Origin of the sequence: Serratia sp. BFP-2025 (genome assembly GCF_050880365.1) — a bacterium.
GTDB lineage: Bacteria > Pseudomonadota > Gammaproteobacteria > Enterobacterales > Enterobacteriaceae > Serratia > Serratia surfactantfaciens.
Map to the genome: position 1 here is coordinate 2,152,089 of NZ_JBPAFV010000001.1, position 12,088 is coordinate 2,164,176.

At 61.4% G+C, this 12,088-nt stretch carries 12 protein-coding genes; 3 read left to right on the forward strand and 9 right to left on the reverse strand.

Annotated elements, in window-relative coordinates; genetic code table 11:
• Nucleotides 1-23 precede the first annotated feature (23 nt).
• Both pip and ACRAWE_RS10265 read right to left on the reverse strand, forming a co-directional pair.
• Nucleotides 24-977 carry a prolyl aminopeptidase gene (gene pip, locus ACRAWE_RS10260; protein ID WP_242141639.1) on the reverse strand — a complete coding sequence of 318 codons (954 nt, stop codon included), beginning with the start codon at nt 975-977 and terminating at the stop codon, nt 24-26.
• A 156-nt stretch (nt 978-1,133) separates the two neighbouring features.
• Complete coding sequence (locus ACRAWE_RS10265) at nt 1,134-1,529, reverse strand: RidA family protein (protein WP_432525312.1); 396 nt, start codon at nt 1,527-1,529, stop codon at nt 1,134-1,136.
• Nucleotides 1,530-1,677: 148 nt separating this feature from the next.
• On the opposite strand from ACRAWE_RS10265, the gene ACRAWE_RS10270 reads away from it, so the two are divergent.
• Nucleotides 1,678-2,574, forward strand: coding sequence for a LysR family transcriptional regulator (locus ACRAWE_RS10270; RefSeq protein WP_432525313.1), 897 nt, complete (start codon nt 1,678-1,680; stop codon nt 2,572-2,574).
• A 4-nt stretch (nt 2,575-2,578) separates the two neighbouring features.
• Here ACRAWE_RS10270 and dksA read toward each other — a convergent pair whose 3' ends face one another.
• A complete protein-coding gene (gene dksA, locus ACRAWE_RS10275; RefSeq protein WP_004928840.1) occupies nt 2,579-3,004 on the reverse strand; it encodes an RNA polymerase-binding protein DksA in 426 nt (141 codons plus the stop codon).
• 369 nt (nt 3,005-3,373) lie between these two features.
• On the opposite strand from dksA, the gene ACRAWE_RS10280 reads away from it, so the two are divergent.
• Nucleotides 3,374-4,120, forward strand: a complete 747-nt coding sequence (locus ACRAWE_RS10280; protein WP_021505295.1) for a carbon-nitrogen hydrolase family protein — start codon at nt 3,374-3,376, stop codon at nt 4,118-4,120.
• A 26-nt stretch (nt 4,121-4,146) separates the two neighbouring features.
• Complete coding sequence (exoX, locus tag ACRAWE_RS10285) at nt 4,147-4,815, forward strand: exodeoxyribonuclease X (RefSeq protein WP_004928833.1); 669 nt, start codon at nt 4,147-4,149, stop codon at nt 4,813-4,815.
• A 35-nt stretch (nt 4,816-4,850) separates the two neighbouring features.
• Here exoX and ACRAWE_RS10290 read toward each other — a convergent pair whose 3' ends face one another.
• From ACRAWE_RS10290 to ACRAWE_RS10315, 6 genes are all read right to left on the reverse strand, one after another.
• Nucleotides 4,851-6,884 (reverse strand): S9 family peptidase, encoded by a 2,034-nt coding sequence (locus tag ACRAWE_RS10290; RefSeq protein ID WP_021505293.1) that lies wholly within the window; start codon nt 6,882-6,884, stop codon nt 4,851-4,853.
• Nucleotides 6,885-6,952: 68 nt separating this feature from the next.
• The gene (locus tag ACRAWE_RS10295; protein WP_025302440.1) at nt 6,953-7,606 is read right to left on the reverse strand and encodes a tellurite resistance TerB family protein; all 654 of its coding nucleotides are present in this window, start codon (nt 7,604-7,606) and stop codon (nt 6,953-6,955) included.
• A 158-nt stretch (nt 7,607-7,764) separates the two neighbouring features.
• On the reverse strand, nt 7,765-8,343 hold the full coding sequence (locus ACRAWE_RS10300; RefSeq protein ID WP_019455786.1) for a TorD/DmsD family molecular chaperone: 579 nt from the start codon (nt 8,341-8,343) through the stop codon (nt 7,765-7,767).
• A gap of 42 nt (nt 8,344-8,385) precedes the next feature.
• Nucleotides 8,386-9,123, reverse strand: a complete 738-nt coding sequence (locus ACRAWE_RS10305) for a phosphatase (RefSeq protein ID WP_049202798.1) — start codon at nt 9,121-9,123, stop codon at nt 8,386-8,388.
• A gap of 90 nt (nt 9,124-9,213) precedes the next feature.
• Nucleotides 9,214-10,155: a glyoxylate/hydroxypyruvate reductase GhrA gene (gene ghrA, locus ACRAWE_RS10310; RefSeq protein ID WP_432525314.1), complete on the reverse strand. Its 942-nt coding sequence runs from the start codon at nt 10,153-10,155 to the stop codon at nt 9,214-9,216.
• Between the two features lie 127 nt (nt 10,156-10,282).
• Nucleotides 10,283-11,749 (reverse strand): peptide MFS transporter, encoded by a 1,467-nt coding sequence (locus tag ACRAWE_RS10315; RefSeq protein WP_432525579.1) that lies wholly within the window; start codon nt 11,747-11,749, stop codon nt 10,283-10,285.
• Nucleotides 11,750-12,088 lie beyond the last annotated feature (339 nt).

The window sequence follows — 12,088 nt, forward strand, 5'->3', positions numbered from 1 at the left end:
GCCGTTACGGCGGGTTTTTTGCGTCACTTGCCGGCAAACCGGTCGGTGGCGATCATCAGCTGGTGCAAAATGCCCGGCTCATCATACGAATGCCCCGCCCCTTCCACGATATGCAGCTCCGCCTCCGGCCAGGCCTTGGCCAGGTCCCAGGCATTCTGCACCTGGCAGGCCATGTCATAACGGCCGTGGACGATCACCGCCGGAATATGGCGGATCAGCGGCACGTTGCGCAGCAGTTGGTCGTCACTCTCCAGGAAGCCCAAATGGGTGAAGTAGTGGTTTTCAATGCGGGCGAACGCCAGCGCGAAATCATCCTCGCCGAACGAAGCGGATTCGCGGCTCGGCAGCAGCGTAACCGTCTCCCCTTCCCACACGCTCCAAAGTTTGGCCGCTTCAAGCTGCACCTGCGGATCGGCCGAGGTCAGCCGCTGCCGGTAGGCGGCGATCACGTCTTTACGCTCGTCATCCGAGAGGATGGACAGCACGCGCTCCCATTTTTCCGGGAAGAAGCGCGAAGCGCCGTCCTGGTAATACCAATGCAGCTCCTGCTTGCGCAGGGTGAAGATGCCGCGCAGCACCATTTCACTGACGCGCGCCGGGTGGGTCTGCGCATAGGCAAGCGCCAGCGTCGATCCCCAGGAACCACCGAACACCAGCCACTGTTCGACGCCGGCCATTTCGCGCAGCCGCTCGATATCGGCCACCAAATGCCAGGTGGTGTTGTTGTCCAGGCTGGCATGCGGACGGGAGCGGCCACAGCCGCGCTGATCGAACAGCAGCACCTTGTAGCGTTCGGGATCGAACAGCTGACGATGATGCGGGGAGATGCCGCCGCCCGGCCCGCCGTGAATGAAAACCGCCGGCTTACCGTTCGGGTTACCGCTCAGCTCCCAGTAGATCCGGTGGCCATCCCCAGTGTCCAGCCAACCGCTGTCGTATGCCGCTAACGGCGGGTACAAACCTCGTAATTGTTCCATGGCGCTTTCCGTCTCTCTGTGAGTCATGCTTTCATCAAAGCGGAAGCCGCCCGGCAGGTCAACGGTAAAACCCGAAAACTCGAACGCGCGCCGGGAACTCGGCGCGCGTTTGCTCAAAATCACAACGACCTGCTTGCAAAACGCCCACAGGCCCGATCAGTTCAGGTGCGCAATCGCGCTGATCTCCACCAACTGCTCGGGCGAAGCCAGCCCGGTGACGCCGATCAGCGAACCGGCGGGCCGGTGAGCGCCGACATAGCGTTTGAACAACGCAACGCAGGGTTCAAAATGCGCCTGTACGTCAGTCAGATAGATCTCCACATACGCCAGGTTCGAACGTTCGGCGCCGAATCCCGCCAATACCCGATCCAGGTTGTCCAACGTCTGTTGGGTTTGCCGTTCGATATCGCCCGCGCCGATAAACTCACCCTGCATATCATGGGAAAACTGCCCCGAGATGTAGAGGGTATCCTTGACGCGATAGCCTTGGGACACGCCATTCTCCTCTTCCCAAATGACCCCGTGCTGGTAGTGCGTGATGCCATTTTTCATGCTGTTTCTCCAACCGTTTATCGTTTCCATGGCGACTATAATCGTTTGATTGGCGAATGGATGTCGTCACTGAAACGACGTTAACGATGCATTTAATATATTGAATATGTTAAATTTATTGTCTTTTCACCGGTTCTCGGAGGGCAGCATGCTACGGGCGAATCTCAATGACATTCAGGTTTTCATGGCCGTCGTCGACGCCGGCAGTTTTGTCGCCGGCGGACAGACGATGGGGCTATCGCGTTCGGCGGCGGGCAAGGCCATCGCGCGTCTGGAGCAGCGGCTGAGCGTGCGGCTGTTGCATCGCACCACGCGTTCACTTGGCCTGACCGACGAGGGGCGGGAGTTTTATCGGCGCGGTCTGCAGATCCTCGCTTCGGTCGACGACGCCGAGGCCAGCGTGGCCGGCGACAAAGGCACCGCACGCGGGGTGCTGCGGTTGACCGCTCCCGCCGCCTTCGGCAGACGGATCCTGTTGCCGCTGGTGCCGAAATTTCTCGTCGCCTGGCCTGAGGTGCAGGTGGAGATCAGTTTTTCCGATCGCCTGGCGGATATCGTGGAAGAAGGATTTGATTTAGCGGTGCGGATCGGCGTCACGGCGCCGGATACCCGGCTGGTGTCCAGAACCCTCGCCAGGTATCGCGCCCTGCTGTGCGCCTCCCCCGCCTACCTCGCCGCCCGTGGCGAACCACTTACCGTCGAGTCGCTCGCCGGGCATGAGGCTCTGCTGTTCAGCAGCCGCAACCAAAAACAGCCCTGGCGGCTGCGCGACGAGCGCGGCGAATGGGTCAAGGCCCCGATGCGCGGCCGCCTGCGGCTAGACAGTGGGGAAGCGTTACGCGACGCCGCTCTGTCCGGGTTGGGCATCGCGTATCTGCCGGAGTTTATGATTGCGGAGGACCTGGCCGCCGGCCGTCTGCAGCAGGTGTTGCGCGCCGTGGCGGGTGAAGAAGTCAGGATTGTGGCGCTCTATCCGAATAAGCGCCTGCTGGAACCTCGCGTCAGGCGCTTTCTCGATCTGTTGGTGGATACGCTCGGCGGCTGAGACCTTACCCGCCTTTACGCATATGCGGCTCACGCATCTCCTGCGCGGTTTTCGCCTCAATGCTCAGTTCCGCCGTCGGACGCAGCAGCAGGCGCGCCAGCCCGATGGGTTCGCCGGTTTCCCGGCAGTAGCCGTATTCGCCGTTCTGCAAGCGCGCCAGCGCCGCATCGATTTTCGGCAGCAGGCGGCTTTCGCGATCCAGCTGGCGGAACAGCAGGCGCAGATCCTCTTCGCGCGCCGCCTTATCGGCCTCATCGCCCGTCGCTTCGCCGCCATCGATCTCTTTTTTCAGCTCATCGATGTGCAGCAGCAGCTTTTGCCGCTCATCCTGCAGCAGCTGACGGAAAAACGCCCGTTGAACCGAGTTCATATAATCAGAATCCGGCATGGCCAGCAGTTGCTGCGCATCCGGTAATGCCATCACAGTCATTGCGTTCTCCGAATATTGAAAGTGTAATATTATAACATAATAATTATTTTTATCACCCGGTCATCCTAAAACAAAATCTCACGTGTAAACATAAAGTTAAATGCAATTCGCACTTTGTCGCTTGCATCCTGCCGGCTTTAGGCGGTTAATGGCTGAGCAAGCCACCCAATCATAGGTAACGAGAGGCCATCATGAGTAAGGGAATGGATAGCAAAAAAAATGCGAAGAAGAAGCCGTTGAAAACCCCAGCAGAGAAACGTGCGGAGAAACGCGCCAAAAAAGCGCATCCGTCTGGTGAGTAAGCGTCCTTCCATCCGTCATTAAACCCGCCAAGGCGGGTTTTTTATTGCCTCACAGGAGAGATGGCCGATGTCCTGCTTCACCCTCGCCGCCGCCCAATACCCCGCCGCTGCGGCCGATATCGCCTGTAACCTTGAACGCCACCTTGAATTTGTCGCGCAGGCAGCCCAACAGCAGGTGCAGCTGCTGGTGTTTCCCGAACTGTCGCTCAGCGGCTATGAACTGGCTGATGCTGCCGAACTGGCGCTGACGCTGGGCGATCCGCGTCTGCAACCGCTCGCTGCGGCGGCGCAATCGCATCAGATGACGATCATCGTCGGCGCGCCCTTACGCAGCGGCCAGGCGCTGCATATCGCCGCCTTGATCTTTCACCCCAATGGCGCATTGACGCCCTATACCAAGCAGCATCTGCACGGCGCGGAACGGCAACGGTTCTTGCCCGGCGATGGCGGCTCGCTGCTGGAAATACATCGGCAGCGCATCGCGCTGGCCATCTGCGCCGATACTTCGGAGCCCGGCCACGCGAGCGCCGCCGCACAGGCGGGCGCGCAGATTTATGCTGCCGGCGTGCTGGTATCTGAAGCCGGTTACGCGAAAGACAGCGCCGCGCTGGCAGGCTATGCCCGACGTTACCGCATGGTCACGCTGATGGCCAACCATGCGGCGCCGACCGGCGGCTGGATCCCGGCAGGCCGCAGCGCCATCTGGGATGAAACGGGAGCGCTTTTGGTTGCCGCGCCGGATGACGCTCCTGGGCTGATCATCGCCGGCAAGACTTTCGACGGTTGGCACGGTCGCCTGTGCCGGTTAAGCTGAAGCCTGACGGCAACGCGGAGGAAAGCATGACGTTACGCGTAATAGATACCGAGACCTGCGGGCTGGACGGCGGCGTGGTGGAAGTGGCCTCCCTCGATCTGCTCGACGGCCAGTTAACCAATCCGATGAGCGACCTGGTCAGCCCGGATCGCCCCATCAGCCTCGACGCGATGGCTATTCATCACATCACCGAACAGATGGTGGAAGGCAAACCGCGCATCGCGGTGGCGATCGGCCGCTATCAGGGCAGCCCCTACTATGTGGCGCACAACGCCGCCTTTGATCGCGGGGTGTTGCCGGAGATGAACGGCGCCTGGATCTGCACCCTCAAGCTGGCGCGCACGCTGTATCCGGACATCAAGTACGGCAACCAGTATCTGCGCTACGCGCTGAACCTGGACGTGCAACTGCCGGCAGACGCCACGCTGTACCCGCACCGCGCGCTGTACGACTGCTACGTCACCGCCGCGCTGCTGCAGCGCATCATCAAGGATTCGGGCTGGACGCCGGAGCAAATGGTGCAGATCACCGAACAGCCGGTGCTGCTGAAGAAGTTCAAATTCGGCAAGTATCGCGGGCAGGAAATCGATCGCATCGCCCAGGAAGATCCCGGCTATCTGCGCTGGATGCTGAAATCCATCGACGATCTGAGCCCGGACATGAAACACACGCTGAAATACTATCTGATTGGCTAGCACAGCGGGCGGCGCAGGCCGCCCGCTGTTCGCCGTTACTCCGCCAGCGCCAGAATGAAGGCGTACTCCAGCGCAATATCCTCATAGGCCTTGAAGCGGCCGGATTTGCCGCCGTGGCCGGCATCCATGTCGGTATACAGCAGCAGCTGCCGATCGTCGGTTTTCAGCTCGCGCAGCTTGGCCACCCACTTGGCCGGCTCCCAATACTGCACCTGCGAATCGTGCAGGCCGGTGGTCACCAGCAGATGCGGGTATGCCTGCGCCTTCACCTGATCGTACGGGCTGTACTGTTTGATGTAGTCGTAATAGGCCTGCTCGTTCGGGTTGCCCCACTCGTCGTATTCGCCGGTGGTCAGCGGGATCGACTCGTCCAGCATGGTGGTCACCACATCGACGAACGGCACCTGCGCCACCACGCCGTGGAACAGCTGCGGCGCCTGGTTGATCACCGCGCCCATCAGCAGGCCGCCGGCGCTGCCGCCCATGGCGAACACCCGCTTGCCGTCGCCGTACCCCTGGGCGATCAGCGTTTCGGTCACGTCGACAAAGTCGTTGAAGGTGTTCTGCTTGTTGAACAGTTTGCCGTCTTCATACCACAGCTGCCCCAGCTCACCGCCGCCGCGAATGTGCGCCAGCGCGAACACGACACCGCGATCCAGCAGGCTCAGGCGGCTGGCGCTGAACGCCGGATCCATGCTGCTGCCGTAAGAGCCGTAGCCGTACACCATCAGCGGGTTGGCGCCGCGCTGGAAGCTGTCCTGGCGATACACCAGCGAGACCGGCACCTCGACGCCGTCGCGCGCCTTCACCCACACCCGCTCGCTGCGGTAGTTTTCCGGCGTGAAGTTCTTCACTTCCTGCTGTTTGAGCATCGTCCGCTCACCGCTGTCCATGTTCAGTTCGTACAGCGTGGTCGGGGTGGTCATCGACGAATAGCCGTAGCGCAACAGCGCGGTTTCCGGATCCGGGTTATACGCCAGCCAGGTGGTGTAGGTCGGATCGTCGAAGGCGATGCGTTTCTCTTCGCCCGTCTGCCAGTGGATCTGGCGCAGCAGCGTCAGGCCGGCATTGCGCTCTTCCACCACCAACCAATCGCGGAACAGGCTGAAGCCCTCCAGCATCACATCGGCGCGCGGGGCGATCAGCGTCTGCCACTGCGCTTCGTCCGCCTGCTCGCTCTGGTACAGGCCGAAGTTCTTGCCGTCCTTGTTGGAGCGGATGTAGAAATGCTGGTGATAGTGATCGATGGCGTACTCGTGATCCTTGCGGCGCGGCACGAACAGCTGCGGCTTGGCGTCCGCACGATCGGCGTCCAGCAGCAGGATCTCCGAGGTGGTGGTGCTGCTCAGGTGGATCAGGATAAAACGCTCGGAGGTGGTCTTCTCCAGCCCGACGTAAAAGGTATCGTCCAGCTCTTCGTAAATCAGCTCATCCTGCCGCGGATCGCTGCCCACCACGTGGCGATAGACCTGATACGGCAACAGCGTCTTGGCGTGCTTGCGCACGTAGTACACCGTCGAGGAGTCGTTAGCCCACTCGAAGCTGCCGGAGGTATTTTCCAACACTTCGTCCGCCCAGCTGCCGTCGGCCAGGTTCTTGAAGCGAATGTCATACTGGCGGCGCGACAGGAAATCCTCCGCCACCCCCAGCCGCTGATTGTCGGGGCTGACGTCCAGCCCGCCCAGGGTGTAAAACTCGTGGTTCTCGGCGCGCTGGTTGCCGTCGATAAGCACTTCCCAGTGCTCGCTCTCGGCCTGCGGCTGGCGCACATAAATCGCGTATTCGTTGCCCGGTTCGTAGCGCGTCTGATAGCGGTAGCCGTGGCGCACGTAAGGCACCGAATGTTCCTGCTGCGGAATGCGCGCCACCATCTCTTCGTACAGGGTTTCGCGCAGCGCCTGCTGCGGCTTCAGCATCGCATCGGTGTAGGCGTTCTCCGCCTGCAGGTAGTCCAGCACCTGGCGGTCTGCGCGCTCGTCGTCGCGCAGCCAGTAGTAGTCATCCACGCGCGTGTCGCCGTGGATGGTGATGGGATAAGGGCGTTTTTCCGCTTTCGGTGGGGTCATCATTACTAAATCATCCGCTTACATAGATTGCGGCAAGAGTGACACGATTCCCCCCGGCTTGCCAAGCGGCGCTATGCCAGCTCGCGCTTTTTCTCGTTGACGTCGCTCTCGATGCCCTGCTTGACGTCCGCTGGGATCTTCAGCGCCTGCGCCAGCGCATCGAGGTAGCCGCGCTCCATAAAGTGATCGACGTCGATCACCAGACAGCTCAGGTAGTAAACCTCCAGCGCCTCGTCTTCGTTTTGCACGCTGCGGGCGATCAATTCCGGGTTGAGCGGCTGATCGAGCGCTTCCTGCACCCAGCCCTGCGCCTCTTCCCCCACCTGCAGCTGCGCCAGGCTGTGATCGATGGCGCGCTGTTCGTCGGCATCGATATGGCCGTCGCTCTTGGCGGCGAACACCAGCGCCTGCACCAAACGTTTGGCGCGCAGATCCACCGGCGTGGTTTGCAAACCGAACTGCGGTTCGTCCTGATGGGTCTCTTTCACCCGCTGCTTATACTTGTTCCACAGCACCGCGCCCACCGCCGCGCTGCCGCCGATGATCAGCGCATTTTTGCCGAACTTGCCCACCAGCTTACGCGAGGATTTGTTGGCCAACAGCACGCCGACCAGACCGCCCAGCGCCGTGGGCGCCAGCAGCTTGCCGATGCCTTCCGCCCCGCCCATCGCGCCGGCCTTCTGCCCGATCAACGTTTGAATCTGCTGCATCCAGTTACTTTTCATCATCTACCCCTTGCGTGAAAAAGCGCGGCGCGCAGGCGCGGCCGAACCGACGGTAAACCGCCAGATTAGGGGATCTTTTGTCAATTTACGTCTGGGGGATGCAAACCTGTGTTTAGCGGATCGGCGGGCCGGACGGCCCGCCTTGATGGGCTGCGGCGTTACGCTTCTTCGTCGCCCGCTTCGTCGTCCTGCTCGTACTCCGCCAGCTCGTCGCGCATTGCCTGGATGGCATCGCGGGTCATCAGCGCCAGCGTGCGGTAGAAACCGGTGGTGGCGTGCGCTTCCACTTTGCCGAGGAAGCGGCCGCACCACGGCAGCAGAAACTCGTCGAACAGGGCGATCTGCGCCTGCGCTTCATCTTCCTGCGATTGATCTTCCAGCCAGGAAGCGGCCAGCAGCAGCTGGCCGAAATGGTCGGCCGGCGCCTCCGCCAGCGGCATGCCGCGCTGCTGCAGGAAGGTGCGCACTTCCGCTTCGCTGGCGCCTTCGACGTAGTCGGAGCGGAACGGCGACACGCTGCATTCGCTGCCGACGAACATCGCGTTGAAGTCGGTCGCCAGTTGGTTGACGTCGCAACCCTGCTGCAGGCGCTTCAGCAGGTCATCCTGCTCCAGCGGCCAGTGTTGCTGCAGCTTGCCCTCTTTGATCAAGGCGAACAGCGGCACCAACAGCGGATCCTGCGGCTGGCGATAGAACAGCGTACCCAGCACGCGGCAGACAATGGAAAACTCATTCATGATAATGCCTTATACAATACGGAAAATTTTGCCGGGACGATGTCACAAATCGGCCAATTCCGCAATCGCCGGCTTGCCGCGCCGCTCGAGAAAATCCAGCAACCGGCGCGGGCTGACGTTGAGAATGCGCTCCTGCGGGAAGCCCACCTCTTCGATGATGCGCTCGCAGTGCTCGAAATTACCCAGTGAAAAAGCGACGTGCGAATCCGAACCCAGCGCCAGCCAGCCGCCGGCGTCGCGTACCGCGGCGGCGATCGCCCGGCAATTGGCCTCGCTGCCCTTGCGGGAGTGGGTGAACGACGAGTTATTCAGCTCCAGCGCCACTTCGTATTTGGCCGCCGCCGCCGCAACGGCGGGAATGTCGATCGGGTAACGCGGGTTGCCGGGATGGCTGATGATATGCACGTCTCCCTGCGCCATCGCGGCGATCATCGCTTCAGTATTGGACGCTTTATCCTGCGGCGCAAACACCGGCTCATGGAAACCGGCGATGATCACGTCGGTGGCGGTCAGCATCGGGCCGGTGCAGTCGATGTCGCCCTGCAGGTTTTTGATGTTGGCTTCGATACCGCGCAAGATGCCCACGCCGTTCACCAGGCGCGGCCACACGTGCATGTTCATGAAGTGCCAATAGTGTGGCGCATCGGCCATGTCCGGGCCGTGATCGGTGATGGCGAACAGTTTGATGCCCTTCTGCTGGGCTTCGGCGATGTAATCGTGCAGCGTGCTGTAGGCGTGGGTGCTGGCGACGGTGTGCATATGCAAATCAACGGGGTACATTGTTTCTCCTTCCAGAGGGCCCGCCCGCAAAGGTACGGGCAGGCGCGATGACGATAACAGCTTATCAGTTACCGAACGGCGGCTGAAGGATCAGTAACCCCGTTGCCTGTCGACCACACCGGCCGGGGCATGCCCCGCCTCCAGCGCGCGAATGTTGGCGGCGATCTGATCCATCGCCTGCTGCGGCAACGTGATGGCAGCAATATGCGGGGTAATGGTGACACGCGGATGACGCCAGAACGGGTGATCCTGCGGCAGCGGTTCGCGGGCGAACACGTCCAGCGTGGCGGCGGCCAGTTGCCCCTGCTCGAGCGCCGCCAGCAGATCGGCCTCCACCAGATGCGCGCCGCGCGCGATGTTGATGAGATAGGCGCCCGGCTGCAGCTGCGTGAACAGCTCGCGGTTGAGGATGCCGAGAGTCTCCGGCGTATTGGGCAGCAGGTTGATCAGCAGTTTGACGCCGTCGAGGAAGGCCGCGCGCTGCGCCTCTCCGGCAAAGCTTTGCACGCCGTCGATCTGTTTGGCGCTGCGGCTCCAGCAGCGTACGCTGAAGCCAAACTCGGTCAGCTTGCGCGCCACGCTCTGCCCCAGCACGCCGGCGCCGAGGATGCCGATAGTGAAATCATCCAGCGAGTGCGGATCGAGCGGTTGCCATTCCTGCCGCTGCTGCAACGCCTGATACTCGTCGAAACGGCGGAAATAGCGCAGCACATAGCTCAGCGCATATTCCTGCATCTGCTGCGCCATGCCGGTATCCTCCAGCCGCAGCAGCGGCACGCCGGCGGGCAGTGTGCCGGGGTGTTTGCGCTCCTGATCGAGAATGGCGTCGACGCCGGCGCCGAGGGCGAACACCGCTTTCAGATCGCGGCGGTTGGCTAACATCTCGTGCGGCGGGCGCCATACCAGCGCGTAATCCGCCGGCCGCTCGTCGCCGCGCTGCCATTCGCGGATCTCGGCCTGCGGCAGGCGTTGCTTGATGCCGATCAGCCATTCCTGGGCGTTAAACAAGGGGTGGTAATAGATGATGTTCATACTGCGGGCTCCGGTTTGTTTTTATTGGTTTTCCTTCAGCCTTCCGCGATTCGCCGCCGGATGCAAGCGTTAAAGCCCAAAATAAAAACAGCCCCGACCAGTGGGGCTGTTGTGCATGTGCGCAAAATCAGGCGGTAGACGCGCCGTCGCGCCGGATAAGACGCCGCAGCAGCGGAATGAGGATCAGCATCGCCACGCCGACGCCCGTCGCCCCCCAGCCCAGTGCGCTGAAGATTTCGCTGTAGCCGGGATTGGTTTGCAGCGGCGTACTGCCGCTGTTTTCCGGCATCAGGCCGGAGACGTAGCCCGCCAGCACCGAGGCGACGCCGGTCACCATCATCCAGCAGCCCATCATCACGCCCTGATAGCGCGGCGGCGCCAGCTTGCCGATCATCGCGTAACCGATCGGCGAGATCATCAATTCACCGACGCTTTGCAGCACATAGCTGATGACGATCCATTTAAACGCCACCAGCCCGTCGCCGCCGGCCATGCTGATGCCCAGCGGCAGCACCAGCATGCCAAGCCCGATGCAGAACAGCGATCCGGAGAACTGCAGCGGAATGTCGATGTTGCAACCGCGGGCGCGCAGGCGATTGAACCACCAGGCCAGCAGCGGGCCGCCCACCACGATCACCAGCGTGTTGATATTCTGGATCCACTGCGGCGCCACCTGAATGCCGTAAACGTTCAGGTTGATGTTGTGCTCGGAGAACAGCATCAGCCCCATCGGCGCCAGCTGATACAGCGCCCAGAACACCAGCGACCCCAGCGCCAGGATCAGATAGGCCGCCATTCTGCGGCGCTCATCGCGCGGATGGTGGCGCAGCGTCACCACGCACAGCATCAGGAAGATCAGCGCGCCGAGCACGATCACGAAATGGCCGCTGAACTCGGCGTGGGTCAGCATCACGCGGATAATCGGCACCAGCGCCACCAGCACCGCCAGCCCGACCAGCATGCGCCAACGGTATTGACTGCGGCTGGCATCGTGCAGCGGCGTATTGAGATCCGCCAGAATCCGCCAGCGGCAGACGGCGACGATGATCGCCGCCGCATTGCCCAGCGTGGCGAACAGGAACAGCGCGCGATAGTTTTCCGTCAGTTGGAAATACCCGGCGACGGTAAAGCCAACGAAGAACCCGAGGTTCATGCCAGCGTAGTTCCACAGGAATGCCGATTCGCGCCGGTCATCATCCGGTTTGAAACGCTGGGTGAGCATCATATTAATGCAGGTCACGTTAAGGCCGCTGCCGGTCAGGAACATCGCCAGCCCCCAGTACAGCCCCCACACGCCCGCGACGGCAATCAGCGCGCAGCCGATCACCTGCAACACCATGCCCAGCACGAACAGATTGCGGTTACTGAGGAAACGGCCGCCGAGGTAGCCGCCGAACATGTGCAGACCATAGTTGAAGGCGCCGAACACGCCCATCATGGCGTTGGCGCTGCTTTCGTTGAAGCCCAATCGCTTGGTGGCGTACAGCACCAGCGTGGAGTAAAGCACGGCGAAGCCCAGTGTGGCGAAGATCTGGATGAAGAACAGCGCCCCCGCACCGGGGGGAATGGCATGGCGCGCTTGCGGCGCCGGCATGGCATCTGAAGGAGTCAAAACGAACCTCTACTGCATTATTATGTAATGAGTCTGTCCCTGTCTGCGATATCGCCGGCCTGTCATCCGGCAATCTGCGCGGCGCCGTGATATTCCTTGCCAAAAACGCCGCGCCGACATAATTCCATTTAGCGACACATTTGACTAATAATCCAGTATTAATGCATATAACAGCAAATAGACCGATCTCATTGGCGATATATTGAGCTACTCGCACAGAAAAAGGTCAAACAATCATCTTTCACGCGTTTTGAACGTAGTCCGCCCTGCCCGCCAGCGGCCAAGCGTGGGAATATCGTTCGGTAAATCAGCAAATTGCTG

Excerpts from the sequence above, each read along its gene's own strand:
- exoX (WP_004928833.1), top strand. The coding sequence starts at position 4,147 with ATGACGTTACGCGTAATAGATACCGAGACCTGCGGGCTGGACGGCGGC.
- ACRAWE_RS10280 (WP_021505295.1), top strand. The coding sequence starts at position 3,374 with ATGTCCTGCTTCACCCTCGCCGCCGCCCAATACCCCGCCGCTGCGGCC.
- ACRAWE_RS10300 (WP_019455786.1), bottom strand. The coding sequence starts at position 8,343 with ATGAATGAGTTTTCCATTGTCTGCCGCGTGCTGGGTACGCTGTTCTAT.
- ACRAWE_RS10270 (WP_432525313.1), top strand. The coding sequence starts at position 1,678 with ATGCTACGGGCGAATCTCAATGACATTCAGGTTTTCATGGCCGTCGTC.
- ghrA (WP_432525314.1), bottom strand. The coding sequence starts at position 10,155 with ATGAACATCATCTATTACCACCCCTTGTTTAACGCCCAGGAATGGCTG.
- dksA (WP_004928840.1), bottom strand. The coding sequence starts at position 3,004 with ATGACTGTGATGGCATTACCGGATGCGCAGCAACTGCTGGCCATGCCG.
- pip (WP_242141639.1), bottom strand. The coding sequence starts at position 977 with ATGGAACAATTACGAGGTTTGTACCCGCCGTTAGCGGCATACGACAGC.
- ACRAWE_RS10265 (WP_432525312.1), bottom strand. The coding sequence starts at position 1,529 with ATGAAAAATGGCATCACGCACTACCAGCACGGGGTCATTTGGGAAGAG.
- ACRAWE_RS10295 (WP_025302440.1), bottom strand. The coding sequence starts at position 7,606 with ATGAAAAGTAACTGGATGCAGCAGATTCAAACGTTGATCGGGCAGAAG.
- ACRAWE_RS10290 (WP_021505293.1), bottom strand. The coding sequence starts at position 6,884 with ATGATGACCCCACCGAAAGCGGAAAAACGCCCTTATCCCATCACCATC.
- ACRAWE_RS10305 (WP_049202798.1), bottom strand. The coding sequence starts at position 9,123 with ATGTACCCCGTTGATTTGCATATGCACACCGTCGCCAGCACCCACGCC.
- ACRAWE_RS10315 (WP_432525579.1), bottom strand. The coding sequence starts at position 11,749 with ATGCCGGCGCCGCAAGCGCGCCATGCCATTCCCCCCGGTGCGGGGGCG.